17 protein-coding genes are annotated in these 15,599 nt (G+C 67.6%); 5 read left to right on the top strand and 12 right to left on the bottom strand.

What is annotated here, in order from left to right:
* Window positions 1-6: 6 nt before the first annotated feature.
* Window positions 7-903 carry a hypothetical protein gene (locus ACP156_RS06945; protein WP_425050536.1) on the bottom strand — a complete coding sequence of 299 codons (897 nt, stop codon included), beginning with the start codon at window positions 901-903 and terminating at the stop codon, window positions 7-9.
* A gap of 343 nt (window positions 904-1,246) precedes the next feature.
* Here ACP156_RS06945 and ACP156_RS06940 point away from each other — a divergent pair, with 343 nt between their 5' ends.
* Complete coding sequence (locus tag ACP156_RS06940; protein WP_425050535.1) at window positions 1,247-2,062, top strand: hypothetical protein; 816 nt, start codon at window positions 1,247-1,249, stop codon at window positions 2,060-2,062.
* Here the strand turns inward: ACP156_RS06940 and ACP156_RS06935 are convergent.
* Window positions 2,059-2,868: a heme-dependent oxidative N-demethylase family protein gene (locus tag ACP156_RS06935; RefSeq protein ID WP_425050534.1), complete on the bottom strand. Its 810-nt coding sequence runs from the start codon at window positions 2,866-2,868 to the stop codon at window positions 2,059-2,061. The two genes, ACP156_RS06940 and ACP156_RS06935, sit on opposite strands and share 4 nt — an antisense overlap.
* Window positions 2,865-4,085, bottom strand: coding sequence for a class I SAM-dependent methyltransferase (locus ACP156_RS06930; RefSeq protein ID WP_425050533.1), 1,221 nt, complete (start codon window positions 4,083-4,085; stop codon window positions 2,865-2,867). Before ACP156_RS06930 ends, ACP156_RS06935 begins: the two co-directional genes overlap by 4 nt.
* Before the next feature lie 212 nt (window positions 4,086-4,297).
* Between ACP156_RS06930 and ACP156_RS06925 the strand changes: the two genes are divergently transcribed.
* Entirely contained in the window at window positions 4,298-5,098 is an 801-nt protein-coding gene (locus ACP156_RS06925; RefSeq protein WP_425050532.1) for a lytic murein transglycosylase, read from the top strand.
* Here ACP156_RS06925 and ACP156_RS06920 read toward each other — a convergent pair.
* Together ACP156_RS06920 and ACP156_RS06915 are read right to left on the bottom strand one after the other, a co-directional pair.
* Window positions 5,095-5,988: an endonuclease/exonuclease/phosphatase family protein gene (locus ACP156_RS06920; RefSeq protein ID WP_425050531.1), complete on the bottom strand. Its 894-nt coding sequence runs from the start codon at window positions 5,986-5,988 to the stop codon at window positions 5,095-5,097. The two genes, ACP156_RS06925 and ACP156_RS06920, sit on opposite strands and share 4 nt — an antisense overlap.
* A gap of 90 nt (window positions 5,989-6,078) precedes the next feature.
* The gene (locus ACP156_RS06915; protein ID WP_425050530.1) at window positions 6,079-6,498 is read right to left on the bottom strand and encodes a PaaI family thioesterase; all 420 of its coding nucleotides are present in this window, start codon (window positions 6,496-6,498) and stop codon (window positions 6,079-6,081) included.
* A gap of 56 nt (window positions 6,499-6,554) precedes the next feature.
* On the opposite strand from ACP156_RS06915, the gene ACP156_RS06910 reads away from it, so the two are divergent.
* Window positions 6,555-7,340 carry an enoyl-CoA hydratase gene (locus ACP156_RS06910; protein ID WP_425050529.1) on the top strand — a complete coding sequence of 262 codons (786 nt, stop codon included), beginning with the start codon at window positions 6,555-6,557 and terminating at the stop codon, window positions 7,338-7,340.
* Between the two features lie 139 nt (window positions 7,341-7,479).
* On the opposite strand, the gene ACP156_RS06905 is transcribed toward ACP156_RS06910, so the two are convergent.
* Genes ACP156_RS06905 through ACP156_RS06895 form a run of 3 tightly spaced genes read right to left on the bottom strand, consistent with a single transcriptional unit; the run spans window position 7,480 to window position 10,934 of the window.
* Window positions 7,480-8,958: a carboxypeptidase M32 gene (locus tag ACP156_RS06905; protein ID WP_425050528.1), complete on the bottom strand. Its 1,479-nt coding sequence runs from the start codon at window positions 8,956-8,958 to the stop codon at window positions 7,480-7,482.
* Window positions 8,959-8,986: 28 nt separating this feature from the next.
* Entirely contained in the window at window positions 8,987-10,129 is a 1,143-nt protein-coding gene (gene ctaA, locus ACP156_RS06900; protein ID WP_425050527.1) for a heme A synthase, read from the bottom strand.
* A gap of 49 nt (window positions 10,130-10,178) precedes the next feature.
* Window positions 10,179-10,934, bottom strand: a complete 756-nt coding sequence (locus tag ACP156_RS06895) for an RNA methyltransferase (RefSeq protein ID WP_425050526.1) — start codon at window positions 10,932-10,934, stop codon at window positions 10,179-10,181.
* 153 nt (window positions 10,935-11,087) lie between these two features.
* Here ACP156_RS06895 and ACP156_RS06890 point away from each other — a divergent pair, with 153 nt between their 5' ends.
* Window positions 11,088-11,708 carry a thiamine phosphate synthase gene (locus ACP156_RS06890; RefSeq protein WP_425050525.1) on the top strand — a complete coding sequence of 207 codons (621 nt, stop codon included), beginning with the start codon at window positions 11,088-11,090 and terminating at the stop codon, window positions 11,706-11,708.
* A 3-nt stretch (window positions 11,709-11,711) separates the two neighbouring features.
* On the opposite strand, the gene ACP156_RS06885 is transcribed toward ACP156_RS06890, so the two are convergent.
* The 3 genes from ACP156_RS06885 to ACP156_RS06875 all read right to left on the bottom strand — a co-directional run bounded on the left by ACP156_RS06885 (window position 11,712) and on the right by ACP156_RS06875 (window position 13,642).
* A complete protein-coding gene (locus ACP156_RS06885; protein ID WP_425050524.1) occupies window positions 11,712-12,554 on the bottom strand; it encodes a lysophospholipid acyltransferase family protein in 843 nt (280 codons plus the stop codon).
* Complete coding sequence (locus ACP156_RS06880) at window positions 12,551-13,354, bottom strand: GNAT family N-acetyltransferase (protein WP_425050523.1); 804 nt, start codon at window positions 13,352-13,354, stop codon at window positions 12,551-12,553. Before ACP156_RS06880 ends, ACP156_RS06885 begins: the two co-directional genes overlap by 4 nt.
* Window positions 13,355-13,459: 105 nt before the next feature.
* Window positions 13,460-13,642, bottom strand: a complete 183-nt coding sequence (locus tag ACP156_RS06875; RefSeq protein ID WP_425050522.1) for a DUF3553 domain-containing protein — start codon at window positions 13,640-13,642, stop codon at window positions 13,460-13,462.
* Between the two features lie 30 nt (window positions 13,643-13,672).
* Between ACP156_RS06875 and ACP156_RS06870 the strand changes: the two genes are divergently transcribed.
* Window positions 13,673-14,272: a histidine phosphotransferase family protein gene (locus tag ACP156_RS06870; RefSeq protein WP_425050520.1), complete on the top strand. Its 600-nt coding sequence runs from the start codon at window positions 13,673-13,675 to the stop codon at window positions 14,270-14,272.
* Between the two features lie 13 nt (window positions 14,273-14,285).
* Here ACP156_RS06870 and ACP156_RS06865 read toward each other — a convergent pair whose 3' ends face one another.
* Window positions 14,286-15,548, bottom strand: coding sequence for a glutamate-5-semialdehyde dehydrogenase (locus ACP156_RS06865; RefSeq protein WP_425050519.1), 1,263 nt, complete (start codon window positions 15,546-15,548; stop codon window positions 14,286-14,288).
* Window positions 15,549-15,599: the final 51 nt, after the last annotated feature.

The following is a 15,599-nucleotide window of genomic DNA, read 5'->3' as shown; positions in this document are numbered from 1 at the left end:
CCGGGCTTAGAAGAACCCGGTGAAGGTCGCCAGCGTCTGCGAGACCTGCGCTGTTTCCAGCGCCGATCCCAGTCCCGTCGCCGCCATCGCGTAGGCTGTCATCCGCACGCTGCCGCCCGACAAGGCGTTGTAGGACAACGCTGCCGCGCCCAGGGGCAGCGCGAACAGACCGATCGTCAGGCTCATCACGTACAGCGCGGACCGCCCGGCGGGCGTGTCGCACAGGTGATGGCGTCCCGGCGCCGGATCGTCATCGAGGAAGGCGCGCAGGGCGGCGCCGATGATCTCTTCCTCTTCCTCGTTCTCCTCGTCCTCGTGACGCAGCCAGGCCGACGCCTGGGCCGAGAGTTCCGGATCGTGCAGGAAGATTTCCTTGCGCCACTGGCGTTCGCTGTCACCGCCGAGATTGAACTGCGGCACGCGGTCGCCGATGTCGTTCAGCCAGCCCACCGCCTCTTCGCCGGTCATCAGCCGGTCAAGACCCGGACACAGGACAAGGTCCGCCGGGGCGAGCGACAGGATGTAGTCCACGATTTCCCAAGTCAGGCGCATCTTCAGCCCGGCCGCCGCGGGCTCGCGGCCCTTCCGGTCGACGATCACCACGCTGAGAATGCTTTCATGCGTCGCCAGACGCCGCAGCACCTCGCGCCGCTTGGCCTCGTCCTCGGGCGGGCGGGTCACGCCACGGAACCGGTTAAGCGCGAAGGGGCGTGGCGAGAATGAGATGTAGGCGCGCAGATCGGGCGCGGTCATGACAAGCTGGCTGTCCTCGACCTCGGCCATTTCCTCGACAGTGATTCCCAAGCGACGCTCGAGCGCGGCGAGCGCAACATGATCGACACGGGCAAGGACATTTTCCTTTCCCTTGTACATGATGCGGGCTTCTGTGTGCGTCTTTCTCATTTTGCTCTCAGTCCCCCCAAATCGGGTCCGTTGTTCACTGATACTCAACAAGTGTGGAATTAATGGGGCGAAGAACGTGGCTTTGTTTTGCGATCAAAGGTTAACGTGCTCAGAGAATCCGTTTCGGGACTGCCAAATACTGCTTTATCCCGTTCGTTTCGGCTTGGAGCGTCCGATGGACCGACTCGGGGCCTGTCTTCCGCATACCGAACGAAATCAGTGACCTGAAGGGTTTTTTCAACCCCCGATTGCGCGGAATTTCACGCTGCAACCAATCTGCTGCCGCAATCTGGGCACATTTCCCAACCTATACTTTTGGATAGGACGTCAAAGGAAACTCACCATGGACGCGAAACCTGTCACATTCGAATCCAGCCTGCTGTTCGGGGCCCCCGTCACCAATGACGCGACCCGGCTTGTCGAGGACCTGACGACAATCTTCGAAGCGCATGACCTGCCTTCGAAACGGATCGACACGCGCGACCCCTCCTATCTTCTGTTTGACTGCGGCGAAATTCAGGTTCTGCTGGCCGCCTGCGACCGCCCGCTGGAAGTTTCGCACTTCCTCGACGCGGCGCGCCCGCCGGCGGCGATGCTGCAGGAAACCCAGATCCTCGCCCGCCTCACCTCGCACACCCACTCGATCACCGTGCTGGTGGCAGAGCGTCCCGGACAGGACCTGCCGCAATGCGACGCCCGTGACGAGACCAAGGAAGCGCTGTGCTGGCAGGTCACCGAGTACCTGAACGAGGCCGAGGATGCCGCGCTGGTCTTCTGGTGCGAGGACGACACCCTTTACGCAGGCGAGGAATTCAAGCGGGCCGGCCTGTTCGGCGTCGCGCAGCTTCCCACCCTGGACGATGGCATCGACGCGATCCGCGCCGCCGAGCAGCGCGTGGACGAGAAGCACGGCATCGAAGCCCGCGCGATGACCTATATCCAGACCCAGATCGTGCAGGGCGCACACCGCACCTCTGAACGGGTGTCCGTGCTGGACCGCATGAGCGCCGAGATCGAGCGCATCGCGCCCCCGGCCCTCGCCGCGATCGAAATGGCAAAACGCAACGGGCAGAACATGATGCGCGGCGCGACGATGGCGTGCTCGACCGCGGCTGCGGGCATCTGCACGATGCCCCTTATTCTTCAGGCGATCACTTAGGACGCTTGCCGGGCCGCCAGATGGCGGTCCATATCGGCCCGTTCCGACGGGTCGAGCTCATCCGGGCGCACCATTGTGGTGTGGATGGCGAAAACGACGGCGCCCGAAACGGGGATGCGGCGAAGCGTCTGACGCTCCAGCCGGACAAAACGGGCGCCGTCGCCCTTTCGTTGGAAGCCGGACGGTTTCCGCCCTGACTGGAACAGCTCGAAATTGGTATCCGGCAGACAGTTGGAGCGCACCAAAGGCGCCTCGACCCGCAAGCCGTCGAACAGCCGCTGCACCCGGCGCGCGACCGTCTCGTCATAGGGTTCGATCCGTTGGTGAATCAGCACCATCGGCTGCCCCAGCTTCTCATGCAGGCTCCAGTGCGCCGGAAAACACAGCGCGGCGGCGGTCAGCACATGCTCGTCACCCTGTTTTTGCAGGATACAGAGGTCCGACTGCACCATTCGCGCCACCGCGTGCATCGGCTGGTCGTAGTCGATCTCGACCAACACCCCGTCGGGCCGTGTCACCGTATCCCTGCCCACGACATAGCCGGGCCGGTCGCGCAGCCAGCCAACCACCTCGTCCAGCAATTCGCCCGCCGCGTCTTCGGCTTCCGGCAGCATCGCGACCACATCCTGCGGACACTCCCGCAGCAACCGGTCGCGCAGCGCCATTTGCGGCGCCAGGGCCTCGTCCGCCCAAAGCCACAGCTCGGGCGGGCAGCGGTCGGTGCCGGGAAGCCGATGCCCCTGCGGGCTAAGCCACGGCGCATAGGACAGGCGGGACTGAAGGATCGGCTCGGGCTGGTAGGTCATGCACGGGGTCCGGACAGAAGTGTGGAATAGTGAAGCTGGCCGAAGCCGCTAAGCGCTTTCTCGACCGGGCCCCACAGCCCGGCAAAGCGGATCGGGTCAAGGCGGCAGCCTTGGGCAATGACGGACAGGGGACGGCGGCCATCGACGGCGGCGATCAGCGGCGCGGCCTGCCGGTTGATGCGCAACGCGTGCTTCTCGCCCCCCGCCGTGACCCGCAACTGCCCGTCCTGCGCCACGGCCCTTGCGATGCGCCGGGGATCGGCACCCCGGATATGCGGCACGGCAAAGGCCTTGCCCATCGGCGGCGCGACCCGCGCGCCCTGTTTCACGGCATAGACGACGTGGGTCTTGAACGTGCCGCGCAGGTCTTCGGCGATCTGCATCCGCTCGACCTCGGTCAGACCCTCGGGCAGCGTCTGGTCCTTCGGCAGCAGCCGCGCGGGATCATAAAGCGCGGGCTCGGGCACCCCGGCCAGGTCCAGCCGCGCGCGCTCAAGCGCGGCGGCGAAGTCGCTGATCGTGTAAGGCCGGTCCGTGCTGTGCAGCAGCAGGTCGTAAAACCCCGCATCGCTTTGTTCGTGGTCGACAAGATGCGGGTTGCGGCGGAACGGGTGGCCCTCGGGCAGCCGGGTGAACAGATCTTTCGCCATCGCCAGTTTTTGCTTTGGTGGCAGACCCTTGTACAGCGTATTGAATGCGGATTGCAGCGGATAGACCCCCGACCGCCCCAATGGCGCATAGACCATCAGCCCCATGCCGCCACCATCGGCCAGCGCCGCCGACAAAGCCGCGAAGCCTTCGTCCGGTTCCGGCAGATGATGCAGCACCCCGCAACTGTCGATATAGTCGAACCGGCCGAGGTCCGGCGCGTCCAACAGCGAGCCGGTCACGAACCGGATGCCCGTCAGCCCGCGCGCCTGCGCCCGCGCCTCGGCGATCTTCCGCGCCGCCGCGCTCAGGTCGACATAGGTGATCTCATAGGGCCGCCCGGCAGAGGTCAGAAGCTGCGCCAGCTGGATCAGCCCATCGCCGGTGCCGCCCCCCGCGACCAGTGCCTTCAGCGGTTTCGACCAGTCCCGCGCGCCGCCCCACAGCCAATGGTCCATCTCCTGCGGCCACGAGGGCGAGCCGGTAATCAGCCGCGACGCCTCGTCCGCCGGATCGCGGTCGGGATAGGGATAGACCTCGTACTGGGTTTTCACGTCGTCGCTGGGCACGCGGATCTCCGGCATCGGTTCCACAGCGGGTTAGCATTCCTGCCCGAAGGCTGAAACCCACCAGCCCGATGTTCCCGGCCAGGGCGCGCGCCCGGTCCGCCCCGACGCGATCACGAACTCGCAAGAACCCGCCTGAACCCGTTGACAGGGCTACCGAAAGCCATTCACCGCCGCTAGTGTCCCGGCAACGCCATTTCGAACCGGAGGCCCCCATGCGCCGTCTCGCCGCCCTTTTCCTTTGCGCCCTTCCCCTCGCCGCGCCCGCCGCCGCCCAATCCGTCGGCTGCGGCAATACCGCCGCGGGCTTCGACCAGTGGAAAGGCCAGTTCGCCCGCGTCGCGCAGCAGAACGGCGTCGGTCAGGCCGGCATCAACGCGCTGATGGGGGCCAGCTACAACACCGGCACCATCGCCGCCGACCGCAACCAGAAGAGCTTTACCTACACGCTCGAGAAATTCATGGAGATCCGCGGCGCCAGCGTCATCGTCCAGCGAGGCCGGTCGCTGAAGGCCCAGAACCCGCAGTTCTACGCCAGCCTCGAACGGATCTACGGCATCCCCGCCGGTGTCCTGATCGCGATTCACGGGATGGAGACCGCCTTCGGCAGCTTCATGGGCGACACCAACCTTGTCTCGGCCACCGCGACGCTGGCCTACGACTGCCGCCGCCCCGCCTTCTTCACCCCGCACCTGATCGCGGCGCTGAAGCTGGTGGATCAGGGCTCGATCACGACGGCCACCGTCGGCGCCAAGCACGGCGAGTTGGGCCACACCCAGTTCCTGCCCGGCAATGCGCTGAACTACGGGCGCGACGGCAACGGCGACGGGCGCGTGGATCTCTACAACCTGTCCGACGCGATGGCCTCGACCGCATGGTACCTGCGCCAGAAAGGCTGGCAGCCCGGCGGCGGCTATCAGGAGGGTCAGGTCAACTTCCCGGTCCTGAACGAATGGAACGCGGCGACGGTCTACCAGCGCGCCATCGCGATCATGGCGGCCCAGATCGACGGCTAAAGCGCGATCCGCGCCACCAGCCCAAGGTGATCCGACCCAAGGCGCGGCCGTGTCTCGGTCGTGCCGCTCCGGCCCGCGGGCGCAAGCACATGGTCGATGGGCAGCGGCACCAGCGGCTCGAACTCGCGATAGGTCGACCGCGCCGGCCCGATCCGCGCCGTGCCGGTGGCCTCGGCGATGCGCGCGACCGAGGTGCTCCATGGAACGCTGTTGAAGTCGCCACCGATGACCACCGGCCCGTCAAGCCCCTGAAGGATCGGCAACAGCCCCTCCATCTGTTCGGACTGGCTGTAGGGGAACGGCCAGTGCAGGTGCAGCGACACCACCCACAGCGGCCCCTGCGGCGCCTCGACCTGCATGCCGGTGACACCGCGCGCCTCGTCGCAGAAGCCGCTGCCGGGGACCTTCGCCCACCGCGAGGCAACCGCGACGCCGCCGATCCGGTCGAAATCGCAGACCTGCTGCGACGGCAGATCCGCGGCCAGCAGGTTCAGCACCGCGACGTTGCCGTCGGTCAGTTCCTGCACGGTCAGCACATCGGGCGACACGCTGCGGATGTCGGCGGCCAGCTTGGTCATGTCGCGCCGCACCCACAGCAGGTTCTTCTGGTAATGCACCAGCGTCGCGGCGGGCACCGCCTCGGCCGGGCGCACCCACATCCACGCGGTCGGCAGCACGGCGAACGCGCCGACGAAGGCCAGCGCCACCGCCGCGCGGCGGCCCATCGCGGCCCAAAGCGAGGCAAACACCACCACCCCGGCGGCAAAATGCAGACGAAAGACCGCCAGCGAGTCGCCCAAGGGGTGCAGCGCCCCCGCGAAGCTTCCGGCCAACAGCAGGGCGCAGACCACGGCCAATGCGCCAAGAAGGATGCGGGAACGTCGTTTCAACAGGATCTCCGGAACGCCTATGTCGTTCCATTACGCCATGCTGCGCTGCCGCGATAGCCACGCGCCGGGCAAAGATCCGTGATCGAGGCCTTACCGCTTCGGTGGGATCGAATAGGTCAGGCTGGCCCGCGCCACAGGAGACGGATCGCCTGCCGAGTGGATCAACACATCGCCCACCGCCAGCACCCGCCCCAGTTTCAGAAGCCGCGCCTCGGCCACAAGGTCCGTCGCCGCCGCGGGCTTGCGCATGAAATCGATCGAACAGTTGGTGGTCACCGCCAGCGCCTCGGGCCCGATCTCGGCCAGCAGCCCAAGGTAGATCGCCACGTCCGCCAGCGCAAAGATCGACGGGCCCGACACGGTGCCGCCGGGGCGCAGGTGCCGCTCTTCGATGTTCATCCGCACCCGGATGCGCAGGTCGCCCACCTCCTCGACGGTGAAATCCCCGCTGACCTGCGGAAACGCCTCCGCCATGAAGGCGTGCAACGCCTCGATCGTCATCTTCGTCATGCTTCCCCCTCGCGTCCTTCCGGCCTAGGGTCGGGGGAAACAGGGCGGAGGACAAGATGGCTTTGCTGGAACGCGAGGACCGTGGCGCCGTTGCGCGACTGGTGCTGAACTCACCGAAGAACCTGAACGCGCTCAGCGACGCGATGCTGGCCGAACTGAAGGCGGGCTTCGCGGCGCTGGCCAGCGATCGCACGATCCGCGTCGTCGTGCTGGCCGCCGAAGGCCGCGCCTTCTGCGCCGGCCACGACCTGAAGGAAATGACCGCCGCCCGCGCGGCCCCCGACGGCGGCGCCGCGGCCTTCGCCGATCTCTTCACCCGCTGCGCCGAGGTGATGCAGGCGATCCCCGCCCTGCCCCAGCCGGTAATCGCCGAGGTCCATGGCCTCGCCACCGCGGCCGGGTGCCAGCTGGTCGCGTCCTGCGACATGGCGGTGGCCGCCGAGGACGCCCGGTTCGGGGTCAACGGCGTGAACATCGGCCTGTTCTGCTCGACCCCGATGGTCGCGCTCAGCCGCAACGTGCCCCGCAAACAGGCCTTCGAGATGCTGGTGACCGGGGATTTCCTTGCAGCCGACCGCGCCCGCGACCTTGGCCTTGTGAACCGCGTGGTCCCGCCCGACAGGCTGGAAGCCGAGACGATGGCGCTTGCCGAACAGGTCGCCACGAAACTCGGCAGCGCCGTCCGGATCGGCAAGCGCGCCTTCTACGAACAGATCGAAATGCCCCTTGCCGCCGCATACGCCCACACCGGCGCGGTGATGGTCGAGAACATGCTGAACCGCGACACCGAGGAAGGCATCAGCGCCTTCATCGAAAAACGCCACCCCGACTGGGCCCAGTAACCCCGGCCCGCTTCTTCTCTTTCCAAATACCTCGGGGGAGGCGCACCTCTGGTGCGACGGGGGCAGAGCCCCCTTTTCGCACCTTTACCCGGCGCACCTCTGGTGCGACGGGGGCAGAGCCCCCACCACACCCAAAGCCTCAGATCCCGTAGATCCCCCGGAACTTCGCCTCGAGATATTCCAGCAGCGGCTCTTCCGACGGCTCGAATCCGCAAGCGTGGGCGATGGTGTCGCGCGGCTCGCGCAGGCCGCCGAAGCGTTGCAGGTTCTCCCGCAGCCAGCCGGTCGCCGCAGCGGTGTCGCCCTTGGCCAGCTGTGCGTCGAGATCCGGCAGCGCCGTCTGCATCGCTTTCAGCAGGCAGCCCGCATAGACGTTGCCCAGCGTGTAGGTCGGGAAATAGCCGAACAGCCCTACCGACCAGTGCACGTCCTGCAGGCAACCGTTGCTGGGCTTGTCCACGACGACGCCGAAGTCCTTCTCGAACCGCGCGTTCCACGCGTCCGGCAGGTCCGCGACCTCCAGATCGCCCGAGATCATCGCGCGTTCCAGATCGAACCGCATCAGGATGTGCAGGTTGTAGTGCACCTCGTCCGCCTCGGTCCGGATATAGCCCGGCGCGACGCGGTTGACGGTGCCGTAGAACGCATCCGCGCCCCCGATCCCCAGATCGCCGTACAGCGCCGTCATCCGTTCGTAGAGATACCCCGTGAACGCGCGCGAGCGGCCAAGCTGGTTCTCGAAGATCCGGCTTTGGCTTTCATGGACGCCCAGCGACACGCCCTGCCCCAGCGGCGTCAGCGCGAAATCGGGGTCGATCCCCTGTTCATAGCAGGCGTGGCCGGTCTCGTGGATCGTCGAGTAGACGCAGTTGAACGGGTCGGTCAGCGCGGTACGGGTGGTGATCCGCACGTCGGCGCCGTTGCCGGAACAGAACGGATGCACCGCCTTGTCGATCCGCCCGCGCGAGAAATCATAGCCGAAGGCCTGCGCCATCTCGCGCGCCAGCTGAAGCTGGGCGGCTTCCTCGAAGGTGCCTTCGATCTGCGCGGGCTGATGCTCTGCGCCCAGCACCGCTTCGCGCAACGCGACAAGCCGGGGGCGCAGCGACGAGAACAGCGTCTCGAGCCCCGCGCCGGTCGCACCGGGCTCGTAATCGTCCAGCATCGCGTCGTACAGGTCGCCGTTCCCGGCCAGCGCCGAGGCTTCCTCGCGCTTCAGGCCGACGACGCGTTCCAGCACCGGGGCGAAGGCCGCGAAATCCTCGGCGGCGCGGGCCTCGGCCCACTTGCCTTGCGAGACAGAGGTGACGCGCGCCAGTTCGGCGGCCAGCTTCGCCGGCACCTTGCTGTTGCGCTCGAAGTCGCGGCGGATGTGGCGCAGCTTGGCTTTCGCCACCTCGTCCAGCCCGCCCGCGTCGATCGCGTCCAGCCAGTCGCCCACGCGCGGGTCGGTGCGGCGCGCGTGCAGCACGCCTTCGATCGCGGCCATCTCCTCGCCCCGCTGCTCAGCGGCGCCGCGCGGCATCATCGTTTCCTGGTCCCAGCCCAGCCGGCCGGAGATGCCCGCCAGCGCCTCGGTGTCGCGCTGGTGGGCCATGAGGTCGTCGAATGCGGTCATGCTTGAAAGCGTCCTTGGTCTGGAGGGATCAGCCGCGCACGGATTGCGCGGAGGGATACAGGGTCTGGAACCGGGCGCGCAGGATCAGCACCCAGACGATCACCGCGCCCAGTTGGTGGATCAGCGCGATGTACAGCGGTGACGAGTGCATCACGGTCACGATGCCGATCACCGCCTGCCCGAACACGCCGACCGCGACCCAGTCGAAGGCGCGGCGGGTGGCCTGAAGCGCCGAGCGGCGGGAAATGAACCACGTCACCAGCGCCAGCACGAACAGTCCGTAGGCCACCAGCCGGTGGAAGAACTGCACCGTGCCGTCATTCTCGAACAGGTTGCGCCACGCGGGCGTGATGTCCCACATGCCCGGCGGCGTGAAGGCGCCCGCCATCAGCGGCCAGTCGGTATAGTTGCGGCCCGCGTCGATGCCCGCGACCAGCGCGCCCAGCAGGATCTGCAGGAAGGCCACGGCGATCAGCGCGACCGCCCAGCCCTGCATCAGCTGCTCGCGGCCCCGGCGGGCCTGCATCAGCTCGCGCTCGGGCCGTTTCAGGCGCATCCGGAACCACGCGATCAGGCCAAGGATCAGGAATGCCAGCCCAAGGTGCGTCGCCAGCCGGTAGCTCGCCACCGCCAGCATCGTGCCTTCAAGCCCCGAGGCCACCATCCACCAGCCGATCGCGCCCTGAAGCCCGCCCAGCAGGCCAAGGCCCAGCAGGCGCGGCGTCCATCCCGCCGGGATGCGGCGCAGGGCGAGGAAGCCGAAGAAGCCCACCGCCCAGACAAGGCCCACGAAGCGGCCAAGCTGACGATGCCCCCATTCCCACCAGTAGATCGCCTTGAACTCGGACAGGGTCATGCCCTTGTTCAGCAACTCGTACTGCGGGATCTGGCGGTATTTCTCGAACTCCGACTCCCAGTCGGCGGCGTTCATCGGCGGCAGCGCCCCCGATACGGGGTTCCATTCGGTGATCGACAGCCCGCTGTCGGTCAGCCGGGTCAGCCCGCCCACCGCGATCATCGCAAAGACCAGCACGAACAGGATCGCCAGCCAAACGCGGATCGCCCCGCGCGAGTCGCGGCGGCCTGCGTCGATCACGCCGGTTGTCCGGGTGGCCGGGGCCTCGGACTTCTCGGCACCCACGTCTTCGAAGATTGACCGTTTCTGGCTCATGACACCTCTGCCGTACTGGAAACCCGCCCCGTGCCGGGGCGCGGGCAGACTATTGCTGCCCCTCGTCACGTTCAAGCGCGTCGCGCCGCCGCAGGATCTGGCGCAGGACGCCATGCAGAAGCTGCACGTCGGCGCGGGTCAGGTCCAGCCGCCCCCACATGTTGCGCAGCGTGCGCTTCATCCCGGCGGCCTTGGTCTCGGGGAAGAAGAAGCCGACCTCGTCAAGCCGCTCTTCGTAATGGTCGCCCAGCTTCTGCACCTCGATGGCGGTGGCCGCCTCGGTGCCCGCGAATTCCATCCGCGCGGGCTCTGCCTCGACGGCGTGGCGGCGCCACTCGTAGGCGGTCAGCAGCACGCATTGGCCAAGGTTCAGCGAGGCGAACTCGGGGTTCACCGGGACCGAGACGATGGTGTTCGCCAGCGCGATGTCGTCGTTTTCAAGCCCCGCGCGTTCCGGGCCGAACAGCACCGCGACCTTTTCCCCGTTGGCGATCCGGCCCTTCGCCTCGGCCATCGCGGCCTCTGGCGTCAGGATGCGCTTGGTCAGATCGCGCGAGCGGGCGGTGGTGGCATAGACATGGGTGCAGTCGGCGACGGCCTCGGCGGTGGTCGGATGCATCACCGCGTTGTCCAGCACCCGGCCCGCCGCGCCGCTGGCCATCGCCACCGCGCGCTGGTTCGGCCAGCCGTCGCGCGGGTCGACAAGGCGCATGGTCGACAGGCCGAAGTTCAGCATCGCGCGGGCGGCGGCGCCGATGTTTTCGCCCATCTGGGGGCGGACGAGGACGAAGACGGGTTCTTGCACGGGACCTGCGAGCTTTGCGGAAAAGTCGCGGCGGTGATAGGCCCTGAAGGCCAGGAGAGCAAGGCGCGGCCGGTCCGCGCCGCATCAAGCCCCCTTGGCCAATCCCCGCGCGACAGGCTATAGCGGCGCGGACGAATACGGGAGCCTTCCTTCATGGCCGAGACCGAGCAGCCGCAGATCTACCTCATCACGCCGGGCGACGTGGAATTGTCGACCTTTCCCGGTCTCTTGGCGGGCGTCCTTGACGCCGTGCCCGTGGCCTGTCTGCGACTGGCGCTGACCTCGAACGACGAGGACCGGCTGCTGCGTGCGGGCGACGCCCTGCGCGAGGTGGCCCATGCCCGCGATGTGCCGATCGTGATCGACCGCCACTGGCAACTGGCCGAGCGGCTGGGCCTCGACGGGGTGCACCTGCTGGACGGCGCCCGCCAGATCCGCGCCGCGCGCAAGGTGCTGGGCGAGGACGCCATCGTCGGCGCCTTCTGCGGCACGTCGCGCCATGACGGCATGTCGGCGGGCGAGGCCGGGGCGGATTACGTGGGCTTCGGCCCCTGCGCGCCCACCGCGCTTGGCGACGGCAGCTTTGCCGAGCCCGAGCTGTTCGGCTGGTGGTCCGAGATGATCGAGGTGCCGGTGGTGGCCGAAGGTGGCCTGACCCCGGAACTGGTCACCGCTTTGGCGCCGCTCACCGACTTTTTCGGCATGGGCCCCGAGATCTGGGACGCCGAGGACCCGACCGCCGCACTGAAGGCGCTGGCGGCGGCGATCCTCTAGCCGCTATTTCGCGGGCAGTAGCGCAAGGCCGCGGCGCACGCGCCGCTCGCATTCCCGCGCCATAAGCTTGCGGTCCGGGTAGTCCCCCAGCGCCAGCGGCGCATGGTAGATCACAGTCGCCGCTCCGCCGCGTGCCGACGCCAGCAGCTTCAGCATGTGCGGGCCGAACTCCATATCGCCCCACCAGCCGTAATAGCGCGGATCCTCGCCACGCGGGGGTTCGTAGACCACGGTCACCGGCTGCACCGCCGCGTCGGATGGCAGACCGGACGTGAAGAACGCCGCAAAGAGCGTTGATTTAAAAGGAAGAACACGCTTTCCATCCGTCGAGGTGCCTTCCGGGAAGAACACCAGTTGACCGCCGCGCAGCAACTGGCGTTCAAGGATGTCGCGCTGCCGTCCCGCGTCGCGCGCGTTGCGGTCGATGAAGATCGTCCCCGTCGCGCGGGCGAGAAAGCCGATGCCGGGCCAGTTCGCGACCTCGGACTTCGACACGAAAGTCACCCGCGCCGGGGCGTTCAGCACGAAGATGTCCAGCCACGAGGCGTGGTTCGCCACCATGCCGCCCTGTCCCCGCATCGGCTGCCCCTGCACCCGCAGCCGGATGCCCAGCACCACCAGCGCCCCGCGCGAGACGGTTTGCACCACGTAGGGCGACCAGACCCGCGCGCCGCCGCGCAGGATCCACTCGGCCAGCCGCAACAGGCCCAGCACCACCAGCCCCGCAGCCAGCATGACGACCAGAACCGCGACCCGCGCGCCGACCCGCAGCCAGCCCGAGCGAGAGATCGGCGGCGTTTCCGGTTCGTCCTCTGACCGCCACGTGACGGTGACCGCCGGTCTCACCGGTCCCGCCCGCCCGTGTAGATCGCCCGGCGGGTGTCGTTCATCCGCGCGGTGTCCATGATCAGCAGGACGTCGGTGGTGTTGAAGTCATGGTCGATCCACGCGCCCTCGCCCACCATGCCACCCAGCCGCAGGTAGGCCTTGATCAGCGCCGGAACCGATTTCATCGCCGCAACGCGGTCGATCGCGTCCTCGGCCATCAGGTTCATCGACTGGAAATGTTCGGGCCGCGCACGGGCGCGCAGCTCGGGCGGCGCAAGGTGGCGGTGATGCAGCAGCGACAGCGCGGGCGCAAGCTGGCCCACGTCGGTGCCGTGGAACGAGGCGGTGCCGAACATCAGCTCGACCCGGTGCGCCTGGACGTACTCTGCCAGCCCGTTCCACATCTCGTACATGGCCGAGCCGCCGCGATACTCGGAATGCAGGCAGGACCGGCCCAGTTCCAGCAGACGCCTGCCGGACCGTTGCAGGACCGAGATGTCGTATTCGGTCTCGGAATAGAACCGCCCGATCCGCTCTGCCTGATCGTCGCGCAACAGGCGATACACCCCCACCACCGGAGACCCGGCGCGGGCGTGATCGAACAGCAGGAGGTGGTCGAAATGCGGGTCGAACTCGTCGCGCTCCAGCCGCGCCTCGTGGTCGACCATCGGGCCGCTGCCGCCCAGTTCCTCGACAAAGACGCTGTAGCGCAACGCCTGCGCGGCGCGCAGTTCGTCAGCGCCGCGCGCCAGCCGGACCTCGAAGGTCGGCGCGGTCGTCGGCCTTTGCCCGGCGCGGAAGGTCGTGTTCGCTGTCATCGGCGGGCTTTTACAGCCCGACCGCCGCAAAGCGCAAGATTTTGCCGTTCCGCGGGCAGCATTAGCGTTCCGTTAACCTTTTTGAGCCATAGCGGGCCCAATGGATCATTCATCGAAGACGGGCATCAGCTCTATCTGGCGCCCGTCTATCACGACCTTGCCCTGGTGCTGGAAATTGACAGTGATACGGCCACCGATATTGGACTGGACCTGTCCCAGTCCCCAATCCGGCTGCCCGGGATGGCGGACAAGCATTCCGGGTTCCAGCAGGCTGTTGATGTCGCTCATCGGGTCCTTTCCGGCCTGTGGGGCCATGACATGAGCCGCGCGGTCGCCGATGTCACCGCGCTGCTTGGGTCGCGGATCTGCCACGACCTGATCTCGCCCCTTGGCGCGATCTCCAACGGGGTCGAGCTTCTGGCGATGTCGGGGGCCGGGTCAATGCCCGAAATCGACCTGATCGCCCAAAGCGTCGAACATGCCAACGCACGCATCGGTTTTTTCCGCGTCGCGTTTGGCGCGGCCACCCCGGACCAGACCCTTGGCGCGTCCGAGGTGCAGCACATCCTGCGCGAACTGACCCGTGGCGGACGGATGCAGGTGGACTGGACCCCCACCGAAGACGCCCCGCGGGCCGAAGTGAAGCTTGCCTTCCTCGCCCTCAACTGCCTTGAAAGCGCGATGCCGCGCGGCGGCTCGGTCAGCGTTTCGCGGGACGCGGCGCGATGGCGGCTGACCGCCACCGCCGACCGGATGCGGATCGAACCCAACCTGTGGGAAGCCCTGTCGCGCCCCGCCGCCAGCCATGGGGCGACGGCGGCAGAGGTGCAGTTCTTGCTGGCCCCGCTCGTCGCGGCAGACCTTGGCCGCACCCTGACCGCCGAACTTAGCGAGACGGGCGCGACCGTCCGGTTCTAGCGGCGCGTCCCGGTCAGGCGCGGGTCGTGCCGTCGCCGGTGACAAGGTACTTGAACGAGGTCAACTGCGCCGCGCCCACCGGCCCGCGCGCATGCATCTTGCCGGTGGCGATGCCGATCTCGGCCCCCATCCCGAACTCGCCGCCATCGGCGAACTGGGTCGAGGCGTTGCGCATCAGGATCGCGGAATCGAGCTGTTGGAAGAACCGCGCAGCCGCGTCGTCATCCTCGGTCAGGATCGCGTCGGTGTGGCTGGAGCCAAAGCGCCGGATGTGATCCATCGCGGCGTCGATGTCGTCCACCACCTTCGCGGCGATGTCCATGTCCAGATACTCGCGGCCCCAGTCCTCGTCGGTGGCGGGCACGGTGCCCTCGACCGCCAGTTCCGGCGCCGCGTGGACCCGCACGCCGGCCTCGACCAGCATCCGCACCAGATCCGCGCCCAGCGTGTCGGCCACGTCGCGGTGGATCAGCAGGCACTCGGCCGCGCCGCAAATCCCCGTGCGCCGGGTCTTGGCGTTCAGCACCACATCCATCGCCTTGGCCGGGTCTGCGGCCTTGTCGACGTAGATGTGCACGATCCCTTCAAGATGTGCGAAGACCGGCACCCGCGCCTCGCGCTGGACCAGGCCCACCAGCCCCTTGCCGCCGCGCGGCACGATGACGTCGATGTAGTCGGTCATCGTCAGCATCTCAGAGACGGCGGCGCGGTCGCGCGTCGGCACCCGCTGGATCGCGTCCTCGGGCAGACCGGCGGCCTTCAACCCCTCGACCAGACAGGCATGGATCGCGCCCGACGAGTGGAAGCTTTCCGACCCGCCACGCAGGATCACCGCGTTGCCCGCCTTCAGGCACAGCGCGCCCGCATCGGCGGTCACGTTGGGGCGGCTTTCGTAGATCACGCCGATCACCCCAAGCGGCGTGCGGACACGCTGGATATGCAGGCCCGTGGGACGGTCCCACTCGGCCAGCACCTCGCCCACGGGATCGTCCTGCCCCGCCACCGCGCGCAGGCCGTCGACGATGCCCTGAATGCGTCCCTCGTCCAGCATCAGCCGGTCGAGCATCGCCTTCGTCAGGCCCTTGTCGGAGCCGAAGGCCATGTCCTTGGCGTTCGCCTCGATGATCTCGGCGCGGCGCGCCCAGACGGCATCGGCGGCGGCATTCAGCGCGGCGGTCTTGGTCTCGGCTGGGGCGAAGGCAAGCTCGGCAGCAGCGGCCCGGGCGCGCTGGCCCAGATCGGTCATCACCTGATGGATATCGTCGAGATCCTTCATCTTCGCCTCCGTTTGCTCACATGATCTTCTGGAAGATCATGACCTTCTGAA

It is taken from the genome of Psychromarinibacter sp. S121 (assembly GCF_049801035.1).
In the GTDB taxonomy this organism is placed as follows: Bacteria; Pseudomonadota; Alphaproteobacteria; order Rhodobacterales; family Rhodobacteraceae; genus Psychromarinibacter.
This window is presented reverse-complemented; position numbering and strand designations above follow the sequence as displayed.

Excerpts from the sequence above, each read along its gene's own strand:
- ACP156_RS06880 (WP_425050523.1), bottom strand. The coding sequence starts at position 13,354 with ATGACAGCGAACACGACCTTCCGCGCCGGGCAAAGGCCGACGACCGCG.
- ACP156_RS06940 (WP_425050535.1), top strand. The coding sequence starts at position 1,247 with ATGGACGCGAAACCTGTCACATTCGAATCCAGCCTGCTGTTCGGGGCC.
- ACP156_RS06910 (WP_425050529.1), top strand. The coding sequence starts at position 6,555 with ATGGCTTTGCTGGAACGCGAGGACCGTGGCGCCGTTGCGCGACTGGTG.
- ACP156_RS06870 (WP_425050520.1), top strand. The coding sequence starts at position 13,673 with ATGAGCCGCGCGGTCGCCGATGTCACCGCGCTGCTTGGGTCGCGGATC.
- ACP156_RS06865 (WP_425050519.1), bottom strand. The coding sequence starts at position 15,548 with ATGAAGGATCTCGACGATATCCATCAGGTGATGACCGATCTGGGCCAG.
- ACP156_RS06875 (WP_425050522.1), bottom strand. The coding sequence starts at position 13,642 with ATGAGCGACATCAACAGCCTGCTGGAACCCGGAATGCTTGTCCGCCAT.
- ACP156_RS06945 (WP_425050536.1), bottom strand. The coding sequence starts at position 903 with ATGAGAAAGACGCACACAGAAGCCCGCATCATGTACAAGGGAAAGGAA.
- ACP156_RS06890 (WP_425050525.1), top strand. The coding sequence starts at position 11,088 with ATGGCCGAGACCGAGCAGCCGCAGATCTACCTCATCACGCCGGGCGAC.
- ctaA (WP_425050527.1), bottom strand. The coding sequence starts at position 10,129 with ATGAGCCAGAAACGGTCAATCTTCGAAGACGTGGGTGCCGAGAAGTCC.
- ACP156_RS06905 (WP_425050528.1), bottom strand. The coding sequence starts at position 8,958 with ATGACCGCATTCGACGACCTCATGGCCCACCAGCGCGACACCGAGGCG.
- ACP156_RS06915 (WP_425050530.1), bottom strand. The coding sequence starts at position 6,498 with ATGACGAAGATGACGATCGAGGCGTTGCACGCCTTCATGGCGGAGGCG.
- ACP156_RS06925 (WP_425050532.1), top strand. The coding sequence starts at position 4,298 with ATGCGCCGTCTCGCCGCCCTTTTCCTTTGCGCCCTTCCCCTCGCCGCG.
- ACP156_RS06935 (WP_425050534.1), bottom strand. The coding sequence starts at position 2,868 with ATGACCTACCAGCCCGAGCCGATCCTTCAGTCCCGCCTGTCCTATGCG.